Here is a 26,296-nt window from a genome sequence, read left to right on the forward strand (position 1 = left end):
GATAAAAATTCGAGGAACAATTAGTGACAAGATAATTCATGCATTCAGAATATAACAAGCCAAATACGCTATTTGCAGATACAAGCCTAGAAAGATGAATAAGTACCTAAATTGAAAATCTGCAATCATAGACAAACTAGTACAGTAAAAACATTATAATAATTAAAAATCAAATACATAAAATAGAAAACCCATCTTCCATAATCGATTCAATCCACACAACTAAATGACTCATTACGTTCAATTTGCTTCTAGCTGTTGCTAACCTTGAGTTTTAAGGTACGGTGTAACTTAGTTTCAATTGTTCTAATTTACAGCCTATAGTTTTAAATCGATCAAATTTACAACCTGCAACATAAAAGCTCAAAAATATAATCTATAGTTTATGCAATCAACTAAAGACTCATGATTCTAACTAAGCGCCATGACACTTAGTTCGAAATATTCGCTAGAAAATATTAAGAACTGCCTTAAACGGAACTCTTTTAAATACAGGGACGATTAACTTATGTGGTTACGACAATTTAAGATTGGCTCACGATTAATTGCTGCGTTTGGATTACTTGCTCTTGTGTTGCTACTTCAAGGAATCATGTCATTACAGACAATGTCATCCATGCGATCCACTGCAGAAGAAATTGAAGATAATACCCTACCTACGCTAGTCAGTCTGTCGAGCATCAACCTCAATGTGATGCGCGCTAGGGTGTTTACATTTCGCCTGTTATTAGCAAATTCGACTGCTGAACTTAACAAAGGACTCGATACATTAAGGCAAATCCGCCAGAGTATTAAAACGGATCAAAAAAACTATGAGCCTTTAATTAGCCTGCCAGGTGAGCAGGAGCTCTATCAAGAATTTAGTGGCAGCCTTGATCTGTATTTAAAGCATCAAGATGAGATGATCAGCAAGCTACAGGCGAATGATGCAGCCGAAGCTAAACGGATCATGGATGATGTCATGATAGTGCAAGCCGAAAAAATGACAAAGACGCTCATTAGCATTGGCAGCTTGAATACTGAATATGCAAAGGAACAAGGTCAAATAACTGCACAAGCCTACGACGAGAGTAAATGGCTAAACAGCATTATGATAGTGGGCTCCTTAATCGCTGCATTTGTAGTGGCAATATTTTTAACTCGCAGTATCGTGCAGCCAATGAAGGAAGCTGTAGGCATTTCAGTGGCAGTCGCAAGGGGGGATTTAACGCAGAAGATCAGCACAGAGGGTAAAGATGAAACCAGTCAACTGATGCAATCATTAGCTGAAATGCAGCAAAACCTGCGCGACACTTTATCCCATATAGCAAACTCCTCTAGCCAGCTCGCCTCCGCCGCCGAAGAACTCAATTCCGTCACTGAAGATGCTTCCCGCGGCATACAGCAACAAAATGATGAAATACAGCAAGCGGCAACTGCGATTACCGAAATGAGTTCGGCAGTAGATGAAGTTGCCAATACGGCGGTGCTCGCTTCAGAAGCCTCTGAAGAAACCGCCCGCAGTACCGAATTAGGTAAAAAACAGGTAGATCAGACAGTCGCAGCCATTATCGACATGAATCAGGATGTGACGCAAAGTTCACAGGTTGTTCAAACCTTAGCGATTCAAGCGAGGGATATAGGTAAAGTTCTCGATGTGATCCGCGCCATTGCTGAGCAAACGAATTTACTGGCCCTAAACGCAGCCATTGAAGCGGCGCGAGCGGGCGATACAGGCCGTGGTTTTGCGGTTGTTGCTGATGAAGTTCGCGCCCTAGCCCATCGCACTCAGTCCTCGACCAGTGAAATTGAAGACATGATTAACAAAATCCAGCACGGTACCGAAACGGCTGTGCAATCAATGCAGCATAGCGGCCAAAAGGCTGAACAGGCACTCTCAGTCGCAAGATTGGCAGGGGATGCATTAAACACGATTAATCGCCAAATCAGTACGATGAATAACAGCAACATGGTCATCGCAAGCGCCGCCGAAGAGCAAGCGAAAGTCGCACGTGAGGTCGATAAAAACATTGTGAATATTAGTGATCTTGCCAGCCAAAGTGCTGCGGGGGCACAGCAAACCAGTGCCTCGGCACATGAACTCTCAAGACTCGCCGTTGAACTGAACAATCTACTGACGCGATTTAAAGTCTAGAGTATCGCTTTATAATGGAATCTGAGGGTAATGGCGCAAGATGTGTTCAACCGTTACCCTCAATGCATAACGCTATGATCTAGTTTAATAAAGCTTCCATAATACAAGCAAGACTCAAGAGTGCTAGGACCGAGTTTGCGGTGCATGATTAAAGTGCATAGCCAATTCACTGATATCAGTGGCAACCCATTCTGGCTCGATACACTCGACCAAATGCGCCGCCATAAAGTCCACCAGTTGCATGGCGGCATAGGGCAAACGGCGATCTTTACGGCCAACTAGATACCAGTTACTTTCGAGCGGAAACCCCGTAACAGTTAGAATTGCAGGTTTTTCGCGCCCTTCTTGCAAGGTATGCGCCGAAATCACCGACAAACCTAAGCCCGACGCGACGCTCAAGCGTATCGCCTCATTACTCTCGATTTGCATAGTATCACCGAGCGTGATGCCTTGTCCGCTGCACCAAGACTCGAACATTAAGCGGGTGGCTGACCCCGGTTCGCGCACGATAAAACGCTCATTCTTAAGCTCGTTAAAATTCACTTGTTCACGACCCACTGCCCAATGCTCCTTTGGTGCAATCAGTTGCAGCGGATTTTTAATGATGCGTGCAGATAACACGTTATCGCCACTTGGAGGATGACTGAACAGGTATAAATCATCTTCTTGACGTTCAAATCTGCCTAATACATGGGCACGGTTACCAATGTTTAAGGTCACTTTAACCTGTGGAAACTGCCGATAAAATGCCCCTAAAATCCGTGGTAACACGTATTTTGCGGTAGTGACAATACCGATATTAATGTGACCGACACTGCCACCTTTAGCCTGCTGCATAAAAGCATCGAAATCCTCAAAACGACTCAAGGTATCGCAGGCTGCGCGGTACAACTCATTACCAATCAAGGTCGGTAACATGCGGCCATCACGACTCTCGAGTAATGGCTCGCCCAACACATCGGCCAGTTTTTTAAGCTGTAATGACACTGTGGGTTGAGTTAAATGCAATGCCCTCGCCGCTGCGGAAATATTACCTAACCGCACCACTTGCACATACACCTGCAGTAACCGAAAACTCAAATGCCGCAATTTAAGCTGAGTCGATGACGAACGCTTATCCATAGATAATTATCTATACCTAGGTGGTAAACAATTTATTTTTCAATATAACTAATTAGGTCCAAAATCACCAGCCATCAGGATCACTCGACAAGCAAGCGCGTTTTGAACCGCTTAAAAGTCAAACTTAATGAGATACTTATGCCAGATATTGTCATTGCCTTTTTCGCCTTAGGCCTGTTAGCTGGCCTAGTGAAGTCAGATCTTAAAGTCCCACCCGCGATCTACGAAACCCTATCCATACTGTTAATGCTTACCTTAGGTTTAAAGGGCGGAATGGCGCTCCACGGTCACACTCAAAACTTAGTGTTCACTGAGCTGTTAACGGTTGTTGCCTTAGGTTTGATTATCCCCTTGGCCTTATACCCTGTACTAACCCGGCTGGTTCGCATTGGCCATACCGATGCCATTAGTATTGCCGCCCATTACGGCTCCGTCAGTGCGGGAACCTTTGCGGTGGTGATGGCTATGGTTGAAAAATCTGGGCTGATCTTAAGGCCAGAAACGACCCTGTATCTCGTTCTGCTGGAACTACCTGCTATTGTCGTAATGCTCTGGTTACACAGATACTTAAGTGCCAAAAAAGCAATTGAAACATCACCCAAAAATGAAACTCAATCAAGCGTGTTGCACGAAGCCTTAACCAGCCGCGGCGTTGTATTACTCCTTGGCGGTGTGGTGATAGGTTGGCTTTACGGCCCAACGGGACTTGCGCCACTCACACCTGTGTTATTAGGCGGATTCAAAACTTTACTGGCATTATTTTTACTGGAAATGGGCTTAGTAACGGCCAAAGTGTGTTTGCCGCTACCACTTAAGCAATGGCGCTTATTAGTGTTTGCCACCGTAGCACCCTTTGTATTGGCTTGGTGTGGTATTGGTGTAGGTGTTTGGCTGGACTTACCTTCAGGCAGCATTTTAGTGTTAGCGGCATTAAGTGCCAGCGCATCTTATATCGCAGCGCCAGCGGCCATTCGTGCCGCAATCCCCGAAGCCAATATAGGTCTGGCTATGCTAGCCTCACTCGGGATCACATTTCCGGTTAACGTGCTAATTGGCTTACCCTTATATCAACATTGGGTAACGCTCATTACAGCTTAGTACTTCTTCGCCGAATAAAGTCCAATGAAAAGGGAGACATTATTGTCTCCCTTTTCATTGGCATAAGCGTAAACAATTTAAGATGCATCACTGTGATGTGTGGCTTTATCCTGATACATGGCTTTATCGGCGGAATCTAACAGATCCTCTAAGCTCATATCTGAATCCGGTGTCCAATGGGCGATACCTATGCTGGTCGCCAATCTATGTTGCTTAGGATGCTGTTGATTATATTGCTCAAGTAACTGCTTAAAACGCTCGATGACCCGATTGACTGTATCTCTATGCACAAAACTTAGCAGCACCACAAACTCATCGCCGCCAAGCCTTGCGATCACATCCGACTCCCTAAAAGCGGTCATTAAGATATGGGCAAAATCATATAACACCTGATCGCCCTTTAGGTGACCAAAGCTGTCATTCACTTCCTTAAAAAAGTCGAGATCGAAGAATACTAAGGCCGCCTCAGATTCGGTACGTCGACAACTCGCCAGTGACTGATGGGCCAGTAATTCAAAACCACGTCGATTCGAAATAGCCGTCAAGGGATCTAAGGTATTTTGCGCGATAGAGAGTAATTCAGCCTCTACCATTTGTCCTAAATCCGTTAAGGTTTCAATGTCTTCAGCCGTAAAATCCCGCGGTTCAGTACCGATTAAACACAAAGTACCCACCCGATATTGCTCGTGAATGGTGAGGGGATAGCCGGCGTAAAAGCGAATATGCGGCTGCTCAGTCACCAGAGGATTGTCACTAAAACGGGGATCTTTGAGGGTGTCGTTCACGATGAAAATGCCGTCATGATTGATCGCATGTCCACAAAATGAAATTTCCCGAGGTGTTTCAGTCACCTCCAATCCTTGGCGTGATTTAAACCATTGCCGTTCGGCATCCACTAAAGTCACAACACAGATGGGCAAAGAGAAAATTCTGCGCGTAAGCCGAGTAATACGATCGAAACGTTCCTCGGCATCGGTATCGAGCACATTAAGTGCGCGTAACGTGGCCAAGCGTTGCAGCTCGTTTTCAGGAATTGTAGGTAATTGCATGGCACTCTCAGCTAACTGCTCTCATTAAACTCTAGCCTAAATGGTGTATTCTTGCGGTGTTAAGGCTGAAATTCGTATCAGCCTTAATCCCCTTAAAGACTGCACTATTCGAGCACAGCACGATAAATGTTTAACACCCGCTCAGCATGGTCTTCTACCTCTGACACTGGTAACTGCCCCGCCTTTTGTTGCAGAGTCAGTCGATGATTTTCATCCCGTAGTAAGCAATATGTCTGAGTTAAATGCTGGGCACTCATCATTGGCAAAAGTTCAAGCTCAGCTAACACACCAAAAATCCGCACATTGTCAGACCAAATCGTTAGCTCTGGATACTCGTGAGCATTAGCCAGCACTAAGTACTGGGCAATAAACTCAATATCGGCAATCCCGCCTGGACTCTGCTTTAAATCAAACATGCCATCACTGACTTTAAGCAAGTGATCGCGCATCTTCTGACGCATCTCACGTACCGCTTTTTGCAGCTCAGCTTTATCACGGGGCTTTTCCAATACTGAAGCGCGAATATGACTGAATTTAACCGCTAAGCTATTGTCACCAAAAACAAAACGCGAGCGAACTAAAGCTTGATGTTCCCAAGTCCACGCCTCATTAGCTTGGTATTCGCCAAAACGCTCAATCTCACTGACCATCAAACCCGAGGAGCCAGAAGGACGCAGGCGCATATCCACTTCATACAACTCCCCCGAAGTGGTGCGAGTCGAGAATAAATGCAGAATGCGCTGGGCGAGTTTGAGGTAAAAATGACCAACTTCAATCGGGCGATCACCATTGGTCAGGCCGTTTTCTGTTTTATTTTCACACAAGAAAACTAAATCGAGATCGGAGCCGTAACCCAATTCAATCCCGCCGAGCTTGCCATAACCGACAACGGCAAAGCCTGTGTCACTGCCCTCAAGGTATGCTGGCACGCCATGGCGCACTGAAACCTGTTGCCACGCCTGCATCACCACTTGTTCGATAATAGCTTCGGCTAAAAAAGTTAAGTGATCGCTCACTTGCATCACGGGTAAAACACCCGTGACATCGGCTGCGGCGATTTTAAGTTGTTGTGAAAGCTTAAATTGTCGCAGCGCTTCCATTTGCTGCTCCATATCATCCTCGGGCACGCGCATCATGTACTGACGCAGCTCGCTCGGATAATCGTCGATGGAGGTAGTGTCATAAAGCTGCGACGGATCGATAAGCTCATCGAGCAACATGGGAAATTTAGCCAACTGCGCGGCAATCCAAGGACTGGCGCAGCACAAGCTCACCAACTGCTGCCGCGCGCCGGGGTTTTCACACAAAAGCTCAAGGTAAGTGGTGCGAGTTAAAATCTGCTCCAGCACCTTAGACACGGGTTCAAAGGCTGACGATGGACTCTGTTGATTAATCAGTTCTTCCAATAATCTCGGCATTAATTTATCTAAGGTTTCCCGCCCGCGTGGACCAATGGAACGCTTAGTCACTGTTTCGCGCCAGCTGCTAAGCATAGGGCACAGCTTGTCATCATCAATTTGCTGTTCGGCCAACAACGCTATGCCATCATCAAGGTCTTGCATGTTCCACAGCTGCGCCGTCCAATGTTCGGCTTTTTCTTCGCCTTCTTCGCCCCCCACAGTGGCTTTAAAATGACGATGGATTTTGCTCATTGCCGCTTCAATATGAGTGCGTAAATCAACCTCATTGGCCATATCGAGCACATGGCACAATCGCGCCCAATCCAGTGGATTATTCGGTAAGGTTTGGGTTTGTTTATCGTCAATGGCTTGCAGCAGATTCTCAACCCGGCGCAGCAATAAATAGCTGTGTTTAAGCTCATCCACCGCCAAATATTCAAACTGCCCTAAGCTGTAAAGCGTATCGATAGCACCGAATAAACTCTGCTGACGCAACGCAGGCTCACGGCCGCCACGGATCAATTGAAAACTTTGCACCACGAACTCGACCTCACGAATACCGCCTGCACCGAGTTTAATATTGTCGGTCAAATGACGGCGCCGCACTTCTTGCGCGATGAGTTGCTTCATTTTTCGCAGGGATTCAATTGCCGAAAAGTCGATATAACGGCGATACACAAAGGGTCTGAGCAGGCTGTGTAATTCATCGGAGAAATGGTTCCAAGGCCCGAGCGCACGCGCCTTGACCATGGCATAACGCTCCCAGTCTCGCCCTTGTTCTTGGTAATAATCCTCAAGACCACTAAAACTCACCACCAAGGGGCCACTTTCACCGTAGGGGCGCAAACGCATATCCACGCGGAACACGAAACCATCGACTGTGACTTGATCGAGCAAGTTCACTAGCCTTTGCCCCATGCGGATAAAGAATTGTTGATTATCTAAACTGCGACGACCGCCGACGGTTTCGCCATGCTCAGGAAACGTGAAAATCAAATCGATATCGGAGGAGAAATTAAGCTCGCGGCCGCCTAACTTGCCCATGCCTAAAATCAGTAGCGGTTGCGGATTCCCTTCTTTGTCCATCGGCGTGCCATATTGAGCGCACATATCTTTATAGAGCCAATCGCGGGCGCAGATCACTAACGCTTCGGCGAGCACCGACAGATCAAGCAAGGATTCCTCTAAACTGGCATAGTCTAAAAAGTCACGCCAAGCTAAACGCACCATTTGATAGTTACGAAACCGTCGCAGGGTGGTTTTAGCCATCTCCTCAGTGGTCGTGCTAGCAAGTTCTTCATGTAAATCAACATCAAAGTTTTTACGATCAATCAGGCTTAACTCGCCCGCAAACAGCATAGCGATCCACTCGGGATGTCGGCATAGTTGAGCCGCCACATAATCACTGAGTCCCAAAACCGTTTTGAGTTCTTGCTGCTGAGCAGGCGTTAATTGCGCAAGTCCTTCGGACCATGCTTCCTCTAATCGCAGCCAATTGCGTTCAGCGGTTTGATTAATAAGAATAGACAATGACTTATTACTGTCTTTTTGCATGGTCATAATAATCCCTAACAAATTTAGCTATCGACATATTATGTCGTAAATGATATAGATTGACGCCACATCATGTTATGTTCGACGAGACTTGCAGCTACCTGATGTAACACACAAATAAAGGTTTACACTTTTATCTGTGGCATTTAAGGGTACTATAACCTGCGCGGCAGGCATATTGGGCAAGCGGATTATTATTGCCTGCAAGTATTTGAGTTTTATTTCATTACCTTTTGGAGAAAACATGGCAGGAATGCTAACCCGTGTTCTCACATCGATACTTTTTTTAGCCGTTTCGCTATCGCTGACGGGTTGTGGCGATGACAGACCGGATAAAATCGCGAAGTATCAACAACTCACACAGCAACGTCTCGCTACGCTCACGACGATGATCGATGACGGCCAGTTGCGTAACGCTAATCTCTTAAAACAATACACGACACTGCTAAAGCAACAGAAACCCGATTTAGCACCCTTACTCGATGAATTAGCAAAGGATTCTGGTACCCAAGGTCCCATGTATACCTCGCTAAAACGTCGTTTAGATGAATCGAAAGTGGCGAGTAACTTTGCTGATCTCGATCAACAGCTGGCCGAAGCAGAAAATCTTTATCAAGCCGCAGATCCCAGTCTGTTTAACGATATGTTGTCTGATCCCGTCAACGTGGTCGCCGATATGTCCGACGGCAAACTGGCTCGCGTAAATGCGATTAGCCGTGAGGCCGCAACATTAGCCAATGGCGGTGAAGATTTTGGTCCAGGCAGTCAATTAGTTGGTAATCCCTCTTACGGCAACTGGCAAACCGACTCAAGCGGCACTTCGTTTTGGGCTTGGTATGGCATGTATTCGATGTTTTCGAATGTCTTCAATCGCCCAGTTTCCTACGATCGTTGGTCGGGTAACCGAGGTTATAGCTATTACAATGACGTAGGTCGTTATCGCTATACCTCACCCAAACAAGCGGATGCGCAAAATAAGACTTTCGAACAAACGAAAAAACGTTTCGACTCACAAGGCAAGCGCTTTGACAGCCCTTATGCTAAGCCGCGAACTGGTGGCACGGCGTTATCCCGTGAAAGTACCAGCGCACCTAAGGCCAGCACGACAAGTGCGAGCAAGAGTTCGAACAGTAAGTTTCGATCTAACTATGCTAAAGACAGCAGTTTCCGCAATTCCAGCAATCGCACGACCCGCAGTGTGCGCCGGGGCAAGTAACTAAGGATTTCCAATGACATTATTTCAGGATTTCGGTATCACACCAGAGCTAGCCATCATTCTGGCTATCGATCTCACCATAGCCGTGATTTTGCTAACGCTAATGCGTTATTTGCAAGGTTGGAGTGTAAAGGTCAATAGCAGTAAGGAGCTGGCAGAGCGGGATAACTTTGCCTTTGGCATAAGTACCGCTGGCGCAGTTGCCGCCCTAGGCATAGTACTTACAGGCGCTATCACAGGCGCTGCGGCACACTCTTATCTTACCGAAGCGATTGGCATGAGCTGCTATGGTTTATTCGGTTTAGTACTGATTAAACTCGGCCGTTTTCTCCACGATAAAATAGCGCTAAATGAGTTTGATAAGAACGAGCAAATCATCAAAGGTAATGTGTCCGTCGCTATCGTCGATGCCAGCGTTGCTATTGCTACCGCCATTATCATTCGCTCCGTCTTGCTGTGGGCAGAAGATTTAACGGTCGATACCTTCATTGCCATCTTCAGCGCCTTTGCGATTTCTCAGTTGATGTTAGTGCTACTCACGCGCTGGCGTGAAAACCGTTTCGCAAGCCGCAACCAAGACTCGTCTATGCAGCAAGCCTTAGCCCAAGGTCATACAGCGTTAGCGCTACGCCATGCGGGTTACATGATTGCTATGGCACTGAGCTTTAATGCCGCCAGTCACTTTATTATTTATAATCCAACGGCTTATGTGACTAACGTGATCGGTTGGTTAGTGTTCTCAGTCATTATGCTGATCGCGCTCTCCTTACTGCTGTTCGTCGTGAAGAAACTGGTATTGGCCCGTATCGATTTAGCCGATGAAGTGGAAAGACAACACAATATCGGTATCGCCGCAGTAGAAATGGCGATCAGTATCGCTATCGCACTTATTCTTACGGCACTGATGGCTTAATCGAATGCAAGAAATTAGCTTAACTCCCTCGGCGGCTAAACCTAGCCGCCTAGGTTGGTTCGACGATGTTCTCTTATTGGGCATTATGGCCGTATTAGCAGGTTGCGGCCTGATCTACGAATATCTTTTATCCCACTATGCGGGCCGCATTTTAGGCGCATTAGAAGCCGCCATTTACACCATGATAGGCTTAATGATTGTCTCCATGGGGCTAGGTGCCTTCGCCGCGCGTAAGATCCGTGATGCCTTTACCGGTTTTGTGATTTTAGAACTTACAGTTGCACTCTGTGGCTCACTCGCCATTTTAATCACAGCAGCGGTGATTGGTTTTGGTCAACAACTGCCATTAATCATTGCTAATACCTTAGGTTTACCGCCAGATCAACTGCCCGAAGGTGGCATGATAAGCTCGCTGCAAAAACTCAGCGAATACTTACCCTATGTGTGGGGTGTGTTATTGGGCCTGATGATTGGTATGGAAATCCCGCTGATTGCTAGGGTTCGCCAATCCCTTTCCGACGAGCATTTACTGCATAACGCGGGCACCATTTACGGAGCTGATTACATAGGCGCAGGCATAGGTGCCGCCATTTGGGTTGGCTTTATGCTCGCCATCGATATCCAACTCGCCGCCGCCTTAACCGCCAGTTTCAATCTATTGGCAGGTTTTGTGTTTATCTGGCGATTCTGGCCTAAAATCCGCCGCGCTAAACTGCTTTTGAGTGGGCATTTTATCGTGACTGGCGTCTTACTCGTATTAGCAATCCACGGCCCACGCTGGGAGCAAGAATTCAATAATTTGCTCTATAAAGACAAAGTGGTTTACGCCAAGGCGACACGTTTCCAACAGCTGACCTTCACCGAGCGGTTGCGCGGTAACGGTCTGCCGCCCGTTTATGCTTTATACATCAATGGTCGCTTACAATTTTCTAGCATAGACGAGCACATCTACCATACGTTTCTCGTTCATCCTACGCTCGCGGCCAGTGCCCGTCACAACAAAGTGCTGATCATTGGCGGCGGTGATGGACTCGGTCTCAAACAAGTACTGCGCTGGGAGCCTGAACAAGTCACGCTGCTCGATCTCGATGTGGGCCTAGTGCAATTATTTAAATCGCCCGATACAGATATGCCCGATAGTCTCAGTCGCGCTATGTTGGCGCTCAATGGCAATGCACTGAACGATCCCCGTGTCACAGTGATCAACGACGATGCATTTAATGGTGTCGATAAACTGATTGCCACAGGCGTGAAATACGATGCGATTATCGTAGACTTGCCCGATCCGAGCCATCCCGATCTTAATAAGCTCTATTCGGACTATTTCTACCGTAAATTAAAGGAACTTATGAGCAGTGATGGCGCTCTGACTGTACAGTCAACATCGCCTTACCATGCCCCTAAGGCCTTTATTTCGGTAGCAAAAACCTTGGCATTGGCGGGATTTGACGTCAAGCAGTACCATCATAATGTGCCCAGTTTTGGCGAATGGGGCTGGAGTATTGCAACCTTAGGCGGGCTCGATGCACAACACAGATTAGCGAAGTTAACTGAGTTGCCCATCAAAGATGACTGGCTCACTTTAGGTTTAGTGGATGGCGCCTTTGAGTTTCCAGCCAATTTTTATCAAGATGCCGCCAACATAAAACCCAATGAATTGGGTTCATTGCAGCTGTATCACTACCATTTGCAAGATTGGTCCGAGAATCAAGGACTGGATCTTTTTTAATAGGATGAGATAGTACTTGACATATTATGTCTCGGTGCTATCTTTGAACACAGACATAATATGTCAATAAGGACAAATATGAATATCCATACCATTGCCAATCACCTCAACAGTCTTGGCAACAACAGCCAAACTGGCTTTCAATTTGATTGTTATCCAATCGATGGTGAAGTCGAAGTGTTGCAAGTGAATGTGGTCGGCCGTGAAGAAATCCCGGTATTTGTATCGGTAACGGACAACCAAGTACTTTGCATCAGCTACCTGTGGGGCGAGAACGAAGTAAATCAAGAACGTCGCAGTGAAATGTTTGAAACCATGCTAGAGCTCAACATTCCAATGCCCTTGTCAGCTTTTGCAAAAATTGATGACAAATACGTGGTTTACGGTGCGCTATCACTACAATCTAGCATGCTCGAAATCGAGCAAGAATTAGCAGTTTTATCTGATAACTGTTTAGAAGTTATTGATGAATTGGTCGACTATCTGAAATAAGGAGCCACAAAATGGGCATTCTGAATAAAATTTTAACAGCGTTTCGCGGTGGTGCCACCGAAGTTGGCCAAAGCATCGTTGACGCAAACTCAACCCGTATTTTCGAACAGGAAATCCGTGATGCAGAAAAGCATTTAACCAATGCTAAACGTGAACTGACCGATGTCATGGCAAAAGAAATGCAAGCCAGCCGTGAAATCGACCGTCTGAAACGTTCGATTGCAGAACACGAAGGTTATGCAACTCAAGCATTGGACAAAGGTAATGAAGCCTTAGCGATTGAAATTGCTGAAAAGATTGCTCAGTTAGACCAAGAGTTGTCTGAGCAACAAAGCGCCAACGACAGCTTTAGCGCCCATGCTGCACGCTTGAAAGACTTAGTGAAGAAAACCGAACGCCAACTGTCTGATTATCAACGTCAGTTGAGCATGGTTAAAACCACTGAAAGCGTGCAAAAAGCGACGGCAACCATTACTGACTCGTTCGCGTCTAGCAACTCTAAGCTGCTGAACGCTAAAGATTCACTAGAACGTATCAAGGCACGTCAGCAACAATTTGACGACCGTTTAAAAGCGGCTGAAACCTTAGCCGATGAAAACAGTGATAAGTCGTTGCAAGCCAAACTAGCCGAAGCGGGTATTGGTGAGCAAAAGTCAAACGCAAATGCAGTGCTAGATCGAATCAAAGCACGTAAAAGCTAAGCAATGATTGACCGAATGCCGAGTCTCAGTGGGATCATCACCCCCTACTGACCTCGGCATTTTTTGTTTCATCCTCATTAAATAAAAATGACCACTATTGCCCGTGAATATCCGCAGCCAATCAATATGAGGCCGCACGCGAGCATAGTCAGCAGGAGTCACTATGGGATTTTTCAATAGTATTTTTGGTAAGAAAGCCCCGCCACAGCGCGAGCTCAATCACCCGTCCCAGCTCAATGTCGGCGACATGATCTCAATCGATGATAGTTTTGCCCTGCCACCACAACTCCGTGGTCAACAATTAAGAGTCGAAGCCGTACATACTTACGAGTCTGAACGTAAACAACACTCCGAGTGGTTACTCAAGGGACATGGTAGTGATACTCTCTTTTTGAGCATTGAAGAAGACGACGAAACCTATCTCGCCTTTTCGATTAAGGTTTCCCGCGCCCAAGTGGAGCAATTATTCGATCTCGAGCAATTCAGCGCCCTGTTCGAGGAACCGGGTCATGCCGAGTTAACTACGCAAGTATTACCGGCCGACTTAGCTGAACAACTTGAACAATGGCTTGGAAAACAATACCACCAAGTGACTTTTGCCGCTTTTGGCTATTTCCATCGTCAGGATTATCGTGGCCAAAAGCCGCCACAGGATGCCAATGGCGCCACAGGTGAGCCCTTTGAGTACTATTTATTACTTGATGACAATGAAAGCTGCGCCGTCGAAGTGGAAGTCTACGAAGGGGGTGATACCGATGTTGTCTTGACCCTATATCGCCCGCTAACGGATATTCGGGAATACTGGCCGGCGAAATAACACGAAAATAAGATAAAGTGCGTGCTCGCACTTTATCAATAATCCCAATACAATCTCACAGATAAGCGCTAGAAACGGTTGATAGCAATAGGTAATACGCCATGAGTAAAACCAAACACCCTCTGCCCGAGCAATGGTTAAAGAACCAACAAGCCGCTAAGGCGACACAGGTTGCCTTCGATCTCGATGAAAAATTTCAATACTCTATTCGTAAAGCCGCGTTAGATGCAGGCGTTAGCCCTTCTGATCAAATTCGCACTATTTTAGGTCTTAGCGTATCGAAACGGCCAACGCGTCCGCGTCTTACCGTGTCACTCAATGCAGATGACTATGTGCAACTGGCAGAGAAATATGGTTTAAGTGCCGATTCACAGCTAGAAATTAAACGCCGCGTACTCGACGATTTAGTCCACTTTGTTGATGAAACCTAAAGCAACGCTGAACTCAAGCGCCAACCCTTCTTACCATTGGCTGGCGCGATTAATCGATATATAGCCCTTTTATTTACTCAGTCAATTTACTCACAGCCTAAAGTCTTTTACTTTAGTAGTGATATTCGCCGCACTTAACAGGGATCATGTTTGGCATGACAGATAAAACCCCATGGTCGCTTCGCACCCTTGGCACTCCTTCTCCATTCGAAATGGCGATGATGCTATTGTCCTTGCTGTCGGTGATCATAGTACTTGTCATGACCTTCGGCCGCCTAGATAGCGAAACCTACCGCTTGCTCTTCTTTGTCGATACCAGTATTTGTATGATTTTTATGATTAACTTTTTTGTTGGGTTGATCCGTGCTCGCGATAAACGCTTTTTCATTAAACACCATTGGATTGATTTTATTGCCAGTATTCCGGCGATTGAAGCCCTACGTATGGCACGGCTTTTTCAAATCCTACGGGTAATACGCCTGATCCGCATGAGTCGCTCACTGCTGCTCCCACTGGTAAAACAACGTAAACAAGCCACCTTAGCCAGTTTACTGGTTGCTATGGTGACGATTCTGACATTAGCTTCCGTCATTATGCTCATCGTCGAAAGCGGCACCGAAGGCGCCAATATCCAGACCGCTGAGCAAGCGATTTGGTGGGCATTAGTCACTATCTCTACCGTCGGCTACGGCGATTATTATCCTGTAAGCACAGCAGGCCACATCATAGGTGGCGTGGTCATTGTCAGCGGTGTGAGTTTTTTTGGTGTGATTTCAGGTTATATGGCATCGGTATTTGTCGCGCCGGATGAATCTGAACGCCAAGAACGCCAAGATGCGCATAAAGCCGAAATCAAATCAGAGCTTGAATTAGCCTTAGCGAGAATGGAAGAGAACCAACAAAAAATAGAACAAAATCAAGCGCAAATGCTGGCTCAAATTGCGGAACTTAAGCAGGCTATCGAAACAAAAAATAGCTGACTTTGTTGCGAAAACGGACTAATGAAAAGGCTCAATCTATATTAGATTGAGCCTTTTCCGTTTATCAGCGATAAAAAGTAATACTACCAGTAGACCTGCTGTTGCATCGCGTTACGGCGTGTCGATTCCATAGCAAACAACAAACTCTGCTGCTTGTCTTCCAGCCACTCAGCTAAATTGATATCTAACTCCCGACTCGCATCCTGTAAGGCGCGATAACAAGCCAAAGTTTTAATCCCAAGCGCGAGATCTTGCCAAGGTGCACGAAATGCGTCCCGTGATTTCGCCTCATATAAACTGCCGTAGGCATGACCCACAAGAATGCTCGCATCCAACACTGTGGCCACTTGTAGATAATTCGCCGCTGTCATGACGCTATTGAGTGGCATGACCTCAATTATCGCCACCCAAGAAGCTTGCTGAGCACGATCGGCATGCTGGCGTAAGCTAGGCTGATGGGTGATGTCCACTTCACCAGCACTGATCTTTAGCAACAGTTCAACAATAGCCAGCTGTAATTGACCATATTCGGTCTGTTGCCATAGGGAGAGTAAGCGTTCCGTCAGATTAATCTCTGTCAGTTGCGCCAGAAGTCGCGCCTTAACTTGGGCATGTTGGCCAAGTTTAGCAAATAAGCCTCTTTGGCTACCAAGCAAAGCGGTCAACACCTGTGCCTGCTCAATAAAATCGAGCTGCTTTTCAATCAGCATAAATTGGCTAGACAGTGTCACATTCAATAATTCGAACTGATTTAAGGTCATCCGCAGCAAACGAATACAGGCGCGCATCCGCCACCATAGTGCCACACAGGCTTCAGGGTCGCTTTCCTCTGCGATCATGCTCTCTAATAATTGCCAGCGCTCAAGGGCGGTTTCAAGCAGGATTTGGCAGTTTGCACTTAAATCCAGTAAAGAAGAATCGTGTGACTCGGCCAGTGGCAGAAATTCCAATGCTTTTAAATCGAGCGGCTTAGCCTTACCCGCCAATCGATAGCCCCGCTGCGCTTTACTGGCCTTACCTAAACGCACGGGCACAACGCTCGCCACTTGCATCGCCAGCTTAAGTAGCGCCTCAGTATCGCCACTGAGGAGTTCAAACTCGAGCTCACACAGGGCTTCTTGCTGGCCATTAGCGGTGATTTCACCTATGTCTAACGCAACTTCTACCACGCTGTTATCAATCTGAACATGCCAAGCGCGACGATGAAAATCGGTGTGAAATATACAAGTTAACTGAGCTTGAGTTGCCGCTAAATCGGCATCAGTGGGCCAAATGCTGGTAGGAAATAGACTTAAATCTGGGCTATCGGATTGGATAGTCACATTGTATTCGGGCCGCGAATGAATGCCGCCCACGACTTGTCCTGCGGTTTTTATGGTCTGCTCTCGGTGCGCATCGTAACCGCGCACCCGCAATCCCATGTCCCACTGACGTAATTGCAAGTCAGGGGTGTCGAAGTAACCATTCGCCAAACGACGTTGACCTTGAGGTACGGCATTATCGAGACTATCTAACTTATTTATCAGGGATTCTTGATATATCGGCAGGAAAAACAGTTTTAATTCAATCTCAGCATTCATTGCGTAACCGCTCACTTTGTCATCAAATATTCATCGATGCGTCATCTTTAGTTCATAATGTCACAAATGTGTCATAAAAATCCCGTAGGATTTGGTTTTGCAGTTGGTATATAACCCGTTAGAATAAACCTGTCGTTTTTTCTGAAAAAACACAGTTTCAATACGCGGACGCATAGGTTAACATGCGCCCGCTTTTTCCAATAATGGAACAATCTAAATAGGTAAACGGCAATGCCAGTAAACTCTATTTTGGGCGTGTTTGCAAAATCGCCAATTAAGCCTCTTCAAGAGCACATGGACAAAGTACACGATTGCGCATCGTTACTCGTCCCCTTTTTCGAAGCCACTATCACAGGTAACTGGGACAGTGCAGTTCAATTACGTAAGCAAATTAGTTTAGCCGAGAAGCAAGCAGATTCACTGAAGCGTGAAATCCGCCTTACTCTGCCAAGCGGTTTATTTATGCCAGTAGAACGTACAGATTTATTGGAACTTTTAACTCAACAAGACAAGATAGCCAACAAAGCCAAAGATATTTCCGGTCGTGTTATCGGCCGTCAGCTGTTAATCCCTCAGGTCATGCAAGTCCCATTTATTGCTTATCTACAACGCTGTATCGATGCGGTAGCACTAGCAAAACAAGTCATTAATGAACTCGAAGATCTGTTAGAAACAGGTTTCCGTGGCCGTGAAGTCGACTTAGTGGCAAAAATGATCAACGAACTCGATATCATCGAAGAAGATACTGACGATCTACAAATTCAGTTACGCCGTCAGTTATTCGCTATGGAATCTGAATTGAATCCTGTCGATGTGATGTTCCTCTACAAAACGATTGAATGGGTCGGTGGTCTTGCAGATCTTGCCGAACGCGTCGGTTCGCGTCTTGAGCTTATGCTGGCTCGCGTTTAACAAATTAAGGTTATCAAGGTATCAATATGGTTGATGCAGGTATTGAGGTGGCTAACGTCTTAGTCACCAATGGCCCGTGGCTTATTGCCATTGCGGCTGCATTTGGTTTTCTCATGGCATGGGGTATTGGGGCGAATGACGTTGCCAATGCGATGGGAACCTCTGTAGGTTCAAACGCAATTACAATTAAACAAGCGATTATTATCGCAATGATCTTTGAGTTTTCCGGTGCATTTTTAGCTGGGGGCGAAGTTACCAATACCATTCGTAGCGGTATTATTGATTCTAGCTATTTCACTGCGACTCCTGAATTGCTGGTTTACGGCATGATAGGATCATTGTTGGCAGCAGGTATTTGGCTTGTCGTCGCATCGGCCCTTGGCTGGCCGGTATCAACGACTCACTCCATCGTCGGTGCGATTATTGGTTTCGCCGCCGTGGGTGTTGGTGCAGATTCAGTCTCATGGGATAAAGTGGGCGGGATTGTAGGCTCTTGGATCGTAACCCCCGCTATTTCGGGCTTTATGGCATTCATCCTCTTCCAAAGCACTCAAAAACTCATTTTCAACACTGACGATCCATTGAGTAATGCTAAGCGTTTCGTACCTTTCTATATGGCATTTGCTGGTTTCATCATGTCATTAATGACGATTATGAAAGGCTTATCCCATGTTGGTCTGCATTTCTCAGTTACCGAGTCTTACCTACTCGCAGGTGCTATTGCTGCTGTAGTTGGTATCTTAGGTAAAATCGCCATTTCACGCTTACAAATGAGTGATAAAGCAGATCGTCAAACCCAGTTCAAAAACGTTGAAAAAGTGTTTGCGATCCTGATGGTTCTGACAGCTTGTTGTATGGCTTTTGCCCATGGTTCAAACGATGTAGCAAATGCGATTGGTCCATTAGCGGCGGTTGTTTCAGTCGTCAATAGCGGTGGTGAGATTGCAGCGAAATCACCTCTAGTCTGGTGGATTTTACCTTTGGGTGCCGTAGGTATTGTGATGGGTCTGGCGATTTTTGGTCAGCGCGTTATGCAAACTATCGGAAAAAACATCACTCACTTGACGCCAAGTCGTGGTTTTGCGGCAGAATTAGCCGCGGCAACAACTGTAGTTATTGCTTCTAGCACTGGTTTACCTATTTCTACCACACAAACCTTAGTGGGTGCGGTATTAGGTGTAGGTATGGCCCGTGGTATCGCAGCGATTAACATTGGTGTGGTACGTAATATCGTCGTATCTTGGGTTGTGACCCTACCAGCAGGTGCTGGCCTATCAATCATCTTCTTCTATATGATTAAAGGTATTTTTAATTAAGAAGTCTCGCTAAATGTGTTGCTGACATTAAGCAGTATTAGCGCCTAGGACTAGAAGGTCGTAGGAAAGATTGAATTAAATTGGAATGGTCATAGCATGGATGCCGTAAAGTTGAGGGAAGTCTATGACTTCCCTCTTGCATTACAGGCCTCAAATCCCTAGCATGTGCAGACTATTTCGTTGATGAGAATACAAAAGTGTTTAGACTCCTGACTCTGGTAGGAATGATCTTGCTGTCTTCCAACCTGCTGGCCGAAGGCCAATCCCGCTACATCTCGGATAACGTGTTTCTGTATCTTTTAGGTGGCCCTGGTACTGAGTTTCGAATTGTTGGATCAATTGAAGCGGGTCAACCTGTGACACTGCTCAACGAAACTCAAGGTGATTACTCCAAAATAATCGACCATAAAGGCCGTGAAGGTTGGGTACAAACCAACTTGATCAGTTCGACTCAAAGTTTCCGTGAGCAAGTCCCTGCGTTAACAACTGAACTCGCACAGGCCAAAGCTAAGTTAGCAGAAGTATCAAGTTCAACGGATAATCATGCCGGCGAACTGCTCGAATTAAAGGCTAAACTAAGCGAGTTAGAAACCAACCTAGCTAAAACGACTCAAGAACGTGATCAACTGAAAAATGCGGTAGATCGCACCGCTCAAGACGAGCGTTTTGAACTTTGGCGCCAAGGTGGATTGATCGCAGGCATGGGCTTAATCCTAGGCATTATTTTAGTGTATTTACCTAGACCACAACGTCGCAATAAAAAACGTTGGATGTGAGTCTGACACACAACAAGTCTTAATTTACCTTCCAAAAGCCAGTGTTTTCAAACACTGGCTTTTTTGTCAATCAAGCGTTACATCGACTTATTAACAAGCTAATCAAACAAGCTTCACAATCTTTCACGCTATAGTGTTGTCCGTCACATTTTGGTTGTATAATCTGCGCGCGCAAACCTTCATATTGTATACAAAATATCAAATGCGTTTGGCGCCTCCCAATTTGTTTCAACAATAGCGCCCCAATAACGGCCAAGATGGAAGCGATAACTATGTTCAAAGCGAGTGAAGTGCTGGCAGGCCGCTACGATTCTGCCAATCTCGACGAACTGTTCAAAGCAGTCAGCGACAACTACATTGTCGATGAAGAACAATACTTGTCAGAGCTGATCAAACTAGTTCCCTCAAGTGATGAAGCCATAGAGCGCGTCACTCGTCGTGCCCACGAACTGGTCAATAAGGTTCGTCAATTCGATAAAAAAGGCTTGATGGTCGGCATAGATGCCTTCCTGCAACAGTACAGCTTAGAAACACAGGAAGGCATTATCCTGATGTGTTTAGCCGAAGCTTTACTGCGAATTCCCGATGCGGCCACTGCCGATGCGCTAATTGAAGATAAGCTTTCAGGCGCTAAGTGGGATGAGCACATGAGCAAGAGTGACTCAGTGCTAGTTAACGCATCGACCTGGGGCTTAATGCTCACAGGTAAAATCGTTAAACTCGATAAAAAACTCGATGGCACCCCAAGCAACTTGCTGAGCCGCTTAGTGAATCGTCTGGGTGAGCCTGTGATCCGTCAAGCCATGATGGCAGCGATGAAGATCATGGGTAAGCAGTTCGTACTGGGCCGCAACATGAAAGAAGCCCTAAAGAACAGTGAAGACAAACGTAAGTTAGGTTATACCCATTCCTACGACATGCTGGGCGAAGCGGCGTTAACTCGCAAAGATGCCGAGAAATACTATACCGATTACGCCAATGCGATCACTGAGCTCGGTGCTCAAAGCTATAACGAAAATGAATCACCGCGCCCAACAATCTCCATCAAGCTGTCGGCATTGCACCCACGTTACGAAGTGGCCAATGAAGACCGCGTCTTGACTGAACTGTACGACACAGTGATTCGTCTGATTAAACTGGCACGTGGCTTAAATATCGGTATCTCTATCGATGCTGAAGAAGTCGATCGCCTCGAGTTATCACTAAAACTGTTCCAAAAACTGTTTAATGCTGAAGCAACTAAAGGCTGGGGATTACTCGGCATAGTCGTACAAGCCTACTCTAAGCGTGCCCTGCCCGTACTGGTTTGGTTAACGCGTCTAGCGAAAGATCAAGGGGATGAAATCCCAGTGCGTCTGGTAAAAGGTGCCTATTGGGATAGCGAACTTAAGTGGGCGCAACAAGCTGGCGAAGCCGCTTATCCACTCTACACTCGCAAAGCTGGTACTGACGTTTCTTACCTCGCCTGCGCCCGTTACTTATTATCGGATGCGACTCGCGGCGCTATCTACCCACAATTTGCTAGCCACAATGCGCAAACCGTTGCGGCAATTTCCGATATGGCGGGCGATCGTAACCATGAGTTCCAACGCTTACACGGCATGGGACAAGAGCTGTACGACACGATTCTGGCTGAAGCCGGTGCTAAAGCGGTACGTATTTATGCGCCCATCGGTGCCCATAAAGATCTACTGCCCTACTTAGTGCGTCGTCTGCTGGAAAACGGCGCGAATACTTCGTTCGTCCACAAACTGGTGGATCCTAAAACCCCCATCGAGTCATTAGTGGTACATCCGCTAACAACGCTGACGGGCTATAAAACCCTGGCTAACAACAGAATCGTTTTACCTGCCGATATTTTCGGTAGCGAGCGCAAAAATTCCAAGGGACTCAATATGAACATCATTTCCGAATCTGAGCCATTTTTCGCGGCACTAGAACAGTTTAAAAATACCCAATGGCAAGCGGGCCCTCTGGTTAACGGTAAAACCTTAACTGGCGAACATAAAACGATTGTTAGCCCATACGACACTACCCAAACCGTAGGTCAAGTCGCGTTCGCCGACAAAGCTGCAATCGAAGCAGCCGTCGCATCTGCTGAAGCAGCATTTGCCTCTTGGGCACGTACGCCAGTGGAAACCCGTGCCTCTGCACTGCAAAAGTTAGCCGATTTATTAGAAGAAAACCGCGAAGAATTGATCGCCCTGTGCACCCGTGAAGCGGGCAAGAGCATTCAAGACGGTATCGACGAAGTACGTGAAGCCGTTGATTTCTGTCGTTACTACGCAGTACAAGCCAAGAAGATGATGGCAAAACCTGAACTGCTCCCAGGCCCAACGGGTGAACTGAACGAACTCTTCCTCCAAGGCCGCGGCGTATTCGTGTGTATCAGCCCATGGAACTTCCCATTGGCGATTTTCTTAGGCCAAGTGTCTGCAGCATTAGCGGCGGGTAACACAGTTATTGCTAAACCTGCGGAGCAAACCTCGATTATTGGTTACCGCGCGGTGCAACTTGCTCACCAAGCAGGTATTCCAAGCGACGTGCTGCAATTCCTGCCCGGAACTGGCGCAACTGTCGGCGCTGCCATTACCGCCGATGAACGTATCGGTGGCGTGTGCTTTACCGGTTCGACTGGCACGGCAAAACTGATTAACCGCACGCTGGCCAACCGCGAAGGCGCGATTATTCCTTTGATTGCTGAAACCGGCGGTCAAAATGCCATGGTGGTGGACTCTACCTCGCAACCTGAGCAAGTCGTTAACGATGTGGTTTCATCGTCTTTCACCAGTGCGGGCCAGCGCTGCTCCGCACTGCGCGTACTCTTTCTCCAAGAAGATATCGCCGATCGCGTGATCGAAGTATTGCAAGGCGCTATGGATGAATTAGTCATTGGCAACCCGAGTTCAATCAAAACCGACGTAGGCCCAGTGATTGACGCCACCGCCAAAGCCAACTTAGATGCGCATATCGATCATATCAAGCAAGTCGGTAAGCTTATCAAGCAAATGCCGCTGCCTGCTGGCACTGAGAACGGTCACTTCGTGTCGCCAACTGCAGTGGAAATCGACTCAATCAAAGTGCTCGAAAAAGAACACTTTGGCCCAATCCTGCACGTGATCCGCTACAAGGCAGCCGAACTGAGCCAAGTGATCAACGAGATCAACAGCACAGGCTTTGGCTTAACCTTAGGTATCCACAGCCGTAACGAAGGCCATGCCCTTGAAGTTGCCGACAAAGTGAATGTGGGTAACGTCTACATTAACCGTAACCAAATCGGCGCTGTGGTGGGTGTACAGCCTTTCGGTGGTCAAGGCCTGTCAGGCACAGGTCCTAAAGCCGGTGGCCCACACTACTTAACCCGTTTTGTGACTGAAAAGACTCGCACCAACAACATCACCGCCATAGGTGGTAATGCGACATTGTTATCACTGGGTGATAGCGAAGAATAAGTACACTGAACTTGCTTTAGAATATCGCTATGCATCTTTAGCCATCGCGATAACAATAAAAAAGCCAGACTGAGTCTGGCTTTTTTATTAGAGTCTAAAACGGTACTTATCTATGACGTAACAATTTAATCAAAATCTCAGTCATTACATATCCGTCATTAATACGGGTTGGCCAAAACCTTTAAGTTCAGCATGGGAGGACTCAAAATACTGTTGCCAAAACTGTTTCAACGGCAACATTACTTGACCGCCTCTAAATCCTTTTGATGTAGCAGGAACCCAACCCGCACCTAATACGTAAATATCTGCCTGCTTAAAATCACTCAGCATGTTCGCTTTTTGTATTTTTAGCATTTCTTGCTCAGGTTCGATAACTTTTAAGGTATTTTTACTGTAAAAGCTGGTCACATCTGAATTTTCAACCATATCGGACACAAGTAACAATACTCGGCGTCCTTCGCTATCGGCAGCCACTTGCGGCGCAATAACCTGAGATAAATTACTGAGGATTTCAGTTTTAGGCAAATCCACATCATTAGGTTTAAAAGCATGTTTTATATGGGCATCAATTTTACTTCTAACGAACTGAGCTTGCTTGTTCATGCAATTATCAAAAGCCATTAGATTTTTCTTCGATACGTCATCCCTGTCAGCAATATCAGTATCCAGCCTGCCACTAAACAAAACATCGGTATAAAAATCTTTTACATAAGCACTAAAGCTAATGATAGTGATTTTATCTCCAGCTTGTAGGAAGAGATGCACTTTCTCATGAACTAACTGTTTAATATTTATGTCCGGAGAAAAAGTACCATCAATCGCCACAAATAAATGTCGGCCAGAAACTGTCTTTGCCGTTAGTGGATCAATTTTGGCAAACTCGTAGCAACTTTTAATATCATTTCTCTCAGCGGCCATCGCAGGCAAACACATAGAAATAGCTAAAGTGCAAAAAAAGCCAGTAACCACCAACTTAGCAAGCTTTGTCATTCCTGTCATGAACTTAACTCTCCAAGTATCTCTTTGCGTAAACGATCGCGCATCTGTTCTTCCGTTTCAACAACCTTTTTTTGCTGAGTTATTTCAGCAAGCAGCTCTTGTCGAATACGTTGTTCAGCTTGTTCTGGCGTTTCGGCCTCTACAGCCTTTTTAGCATTCGCTTCAGCAACAAACTCGGCTTTCAATCTTGCTTCCATCGCCTCTGGTGCTTCGGAAGTTTCTACCTCAACAACATGAGACGTTGCCACCACAGCGGCACTTTTCATCGCCTGATGGCTGGCTAATGTTTGATGCTCACGTAAACGTACCGATTGATCATATCGATTTTCGGCATTACCTAAATCTTCCATATACATCAGGAATGAACGCTCACCACAGGCCTCTAACACCTCTAGCACCTTAGGATCTTGGCAATTAGTTTCAGCTTTTTGATTCATTCTTTGCTGCAAGTTAGTTAGGCGCTTCTGGGCCACGCGCGCGACTTGCTGCTTTAAACGAGAATAATGCGTCTTAAACTCACGCTCACTTTTAAAGTTGCCAATTTCTTTGCGCGCATCTTTAGAATGTTTGCCAGCAAATCCGGTTTTAAAACCAATCAAAATACCGAAAATCTGTAATAGGATGAATAAGAAAGCAAGAAAAATAAAAGTTCCCCAACCGCCTTTCTGTTCACGATCCCACACGTCATCCTTTGCTTTATCACCTGCACTTTTAGACTCATCGAGTAAGAGTGCTGGAGGTGCTTCAGCATAGGGGTCTTGTTCTTGATACAATCCACTCGTTTGCTGAATATTGACTTCATCAATATGCATTTTTTCAAGCACTTGACCACGCACATAGGTTGCCAATACTGCAATCACTAGGATCGCAATAGCTGTAACCGTGGTGATAAAATAACGGGGCTTAACCTCTGCGTTAGTAGAGATCCGATTAATGAGTTGCTTATATTGAGGCTCATTATCATCCTCAAAGGTTTTATCTAAATTAATACGAGTATTAGGTGCCAGTTCTGGCGTCGATTTGTCGCGGTTTTTAGCATTTTTCCACCAGACCTTGGCCTTTTTAATGAGCGAGTTAGCATGCAGCTCATGTCCAGTAAAGTGAGTTAAACCTACCAGTAAAACCGAGATGATGAAGGCGATACCCACAGCACCTTGCTGCTGTAGTTTTTCCGATGCTCCGGGAATCGTGAAACCTGAAAGAACGTAACTAAATCCCATTGCTTCAACAAACACTAAGGCGGCAATCAATATCCACCCCAAAATATGTAAGTTGTTACGACCATTTTCAGTCACTTTACCTAAATAGTCTTGGCTTTTACTGAAAAGCTCCTCGTCCTTATTCACTTTCTCATAATGAGCCGCAAAATCAGTACATAGTGCGACTTCAGTATTCAACCAATCCTTATCGTAAATCTTAACTTGGGTTTCATAATCTTTCGCTAAGCGACTCTCCTTACCGATTACCGGAAAGGCATACCATGTATTAAGCCACCAGAAACTGACCTTATCCCACCAAACCGTAATAATGACCACTAATACCATCAACGAAAGTAACAGCGACACTAACGTGCGATACTCATTAAATAACATAGACACAAAATCCATTTACCGCTCCTAAGCACA

At 46.1% G+C, this 26,296-nt stretch carries 20 protein-coding genes; 14 read left to right on the forward strand and 6 right to left on the reverse strand.

What is annotated here, in order from left to right; all coding sequences use genetic code 11:
* Nucleotides 1-508: 508 nt before the first annotated feature.
* On the forward strand, nt 509-2,134 hold the full coding sequence (locus L5M37_RS08025; RefSeq protein WP_263200035.1) for a methyl-accepting chemotaxis protein: 1,626 nt from the start codon (nt 509-511) through the stop codon (nt 2,132-2,134).
* 123 nt (nt 2,135-2,257) lie between these two features.
* Here L5M37_RS08025 and L5M37_RS08030 read toward each other — a convergent pair whose 3' ends face one another.
* A complete protein-coding gene (locus tag L5M37_RS08030) occupies nt 2,258-3,256 on the reverse strand; it encodes a LysR family transcriptional regulator (protein WP_173242949.1) in 999 nt (332 codons plus the stop codon).
* A gap of 138 nt (nt 3,257-3,394) precedes the next feature.
* Here L5M37_RS08030 and L5M37_RS08035 point away from each other — a divergent pair, with 138 nt between their 5' ends.
* On the forward strand, nt 3,395-4,354 hold the full coding sequence (locus tag L5M37_RS08035) for a sodium-dependent bicarbonate transport family permease (RefSeq protein ID WP_263200037.1): 960 nt from the start codon (nt 3,395-3,397) through the stop codon (nt 4,352-4,354).
* A gap of 77 nt (nt 4,355-4,431) precedes the next feature.
* Here the strand turns inward: L5M37_RS08035 and L5M37_RS08040 are convergent, their stop codons facing one another.
* The gene (locus tag L5M37_RS08040; protein ID WP_263200039.1) at nt 4,432-5,403 is read right to left on the reverse strand and encodes a sensor domain-containing diguanylate cyclase; all 972 of its coding nucleotides are present in this window, start codon (nt 5,401-5,403) and stop codon (nt 4,432-4,434) included.
* A 104-nt stretch (nt 5,404-5,507) separates the two neighbouring features.
* Nucleotides 5,508-8,363 (reverse strand): bifunctional [glutamate--ammonia ligase]-adenylyl-L-tyrosine phosphorylase/[glutamate--ammonia-ligase] adenylyltransferase, encoded by a 2,856-nt coding sequence (glnE, locus tag L5M37_RS08045; protein ID WP_263200040.1) that lies wholly within the window; start codon nt 8,361-8,363, stop codon nt 5,508-5,510.
* Between the two features lie 238 nt (nt 8,364-8,601).
* Between glnE and L5M37_RS08050 the strand changes: the two genes are divergently transcribed.
* The 8 genes from L5M37_RS08050 to L5M37_RS08085 all read left to right on the forward strand — a co-directional run bounded on the left by L5M37_RS08050 (nt 8,602) and on the right by L5M37_RS08085 (nt 15,636).
* Complete coding sequence (locus L5M37_RS08050) at nt 8,602-9,573, forward strand: hypothetical protein (RefSeq protein ID WP_105251557.1); 972 nt, start codon at nt 8,602-8,604, stop codon at nt 9,571-9,573.
* 13 nt (nt 9,574-9,586) lie between these two features.
* Nucleotides 9,587-10,486 carry a DUF350 domain-containing protein gene (locus L5M37_RS08055; RefSeq protein WP_113939026.1) on the forward strand — a complete coding sequence of 300 codons (900 nt, stop codon included), beginning with the start codon at nt 9,587-9,589 and terminating at the stop codon, nt 10,484-10,486.
* Nucleotides 10,487-10,490: 4 nt separating this feature from the next.
* The gene (locus L5M37_RS08060) at nt 10,491-12,215 is read left to right on the forward strand and encodes a polyamine aminopropyltransferase (protein ID WP_263200041.1); all 1,725 of its coding nucleotides are present in this window, start codon (nt 10,491-10,493) and stop codon (nt 12,213-12,215) included.
* A 78-nt stretch (nt 12,216-12,293) separates the two neighbouring features.
* Nucleotides 12,294-12,707 carry a YjfI family protein gene (locus L5M37_RS08065; RefSeq protein ID WP_105251554.1) on the forward strand — a complete coding sequence of 138 codons (414 nt, stop codon included), beginning with the start codon at nt 12,294-12,296 and terminating at the stop codon, nt 12,705-12,707.
* Between the two features lie 11 nt (nt 12,708-12,718).
* Complete coding sequence (locus L5M37_RS08070) at nt 12,719-13,408, forward strand: PspA/IM30 family protein (protein ID WP_028761835.1); 690 nt, start codon at nt 12,719-12,721, stop codon at nt 13,406-13,408.
* A gap of 163 nt (nt 13,409-13,571) precedes the next feature.
* Nucleotides 13,572-14,225, forward strand: a complete 654-nt coding sequence (locus tag L5M37_RS08075; RefSeq protein WP_028761836.1) for a hypothetical protein — start codon at nt 13,572-13,574, stop codon at nt 14,223-14,225.
* Nucleotides 14,226-14,326: 101 nt separating this feature from the next.
* The gene (locus L5M37_RS08080) at nt 14,327-14,656 is read left to right on the forward strand and encodes a hypothetical protein (protein ID WP_028761837.1); all 330 of its coding nucleotides are present in this window, start codon (nt 14,327-14,329) and stop codon (nt 14,654-14,656) included.
* Between the two features lie 155 nt (nt 14,657-14,811).
* Nucleotides 14,812-15,636, forward strand: coding sequence for an ion transporter (locus L5M37_RS08085; protein WP_105253058.1), 825 nt, complete (start codon nt 14,812-14,814; stop codon nt 15,634-15,636).
* Between the two features lie 83 nt (nt 15,637-15,719).
* Here L5M37_RS08085 and L5M37_RS08090 read toward each other — a convergent pair whose 3' ends face one another.
* The gene (locus tag L5M37_RS08090) at nt 15,720-17,216 is read right to left on the reverse strand and encodes an inorganic triphosphatase (protein WP_263200042.1); all 1,497 of its coding nucleotides are present in this window, start codon (nt 17,214-17,216) and stop codon (nt 15,720-15,722) included.
* Between the two features lie 231 nt (nt 17,217-17,447).
* Between L5M37_RS08090 and L5M37_RS08095 the strand changes: the two genes are divergently transcribed.
* The 4 genes from L5M37_RS08095 (at nt 17,448) to putA (ending at nt 23,672) form a co-directional block, all read left to right on the forward strand.
* Complete coding sequence (locus tag L5M37_RS08095; protein ID WP_105251552.1) at nt 17,448-18,128, forward strand: TIGR00153 family protein; 681 nt, start codon at nt 17,448-17,450, stop codon at nt 18,126-18,128.
* Between the two features lie 26 nt (nt 18,129-18,154).
* Nucleotides 18,155-19,444, forward strand: coding sequence for an inorganic phosphate transporter (locus L5M37_RS08100; RefSeq protein WP_113939029.1), 1,290 nt, complete (start codon nt 18,155-18,157; stop codon nt 19,442-19,444).
* Between the two features lie 224 nt (nt 19,445-19,668).
* Complete coding sequence (locus L5M37_RS08105) at nt 19,669-20,220, forward strand: TIGR04211 family SH3 domain-containing protein (RefSeq protein WP_105251551.1); 552 nt, start codon at nt 19,669-19,671, stop codon at nt 20,218-20,220.
* 257 nt (nt 20,221-20,477) lie between these two features.
* Nucleotides 20,478-23,672 (forward strand): bifunctional proline dehydrogenase/L-glutamate gamma-semialdehyde dehydrogenase PutA, encoded by a 3,195-nt coding sequence (gene putA, locus L5M37_RS08110; protein ID WP_263200043.1) that lies wholly within the window; start codon nt 20,478-20,480, stop codon nt 23,670-23,672.
* 144 nt (nt 23,673-23,816) lie between these two features.
* On the opposite strand, the gene L5M37_RS08115 is transcribed toward putA, so the two are convergent.
* Complete coding sequence (locus L5M37_RS08115) at nt 23,817-24,671, reverse strand: hypothetical protein (RefSeq protein WP_263200044.1); 855 nt, start codon at nt 24,669-24,671, stop codon at nt 23,817-23,819.
* Complete coding sequence (locus tag L5M37_RS08120) at nt 24,668-26,278, reverse strand: hypothetical protein (protein WP_168822546.1); 1,611 nt, start codon at nt 26,276-26,278, stop codon at nt 24,668-24,670. Before L5M37_RS08120 ends, L5M37_RS08115 begins: the two co-directional genes overlap by 4 nt.
* Nucleotides 26,279-26,296 lie beyond the last annotated feature (18 nt).

Source organism: Shewanella sp. SM69, assembly GCF_025653985.1.
GTDB classification, from domain to species: Bacteria; Pseudomonadota; Gammaproteobacteria; order Enterobacterales; family Shewanellaceae; genus Shewanella; species Shewanella oncorhynchi.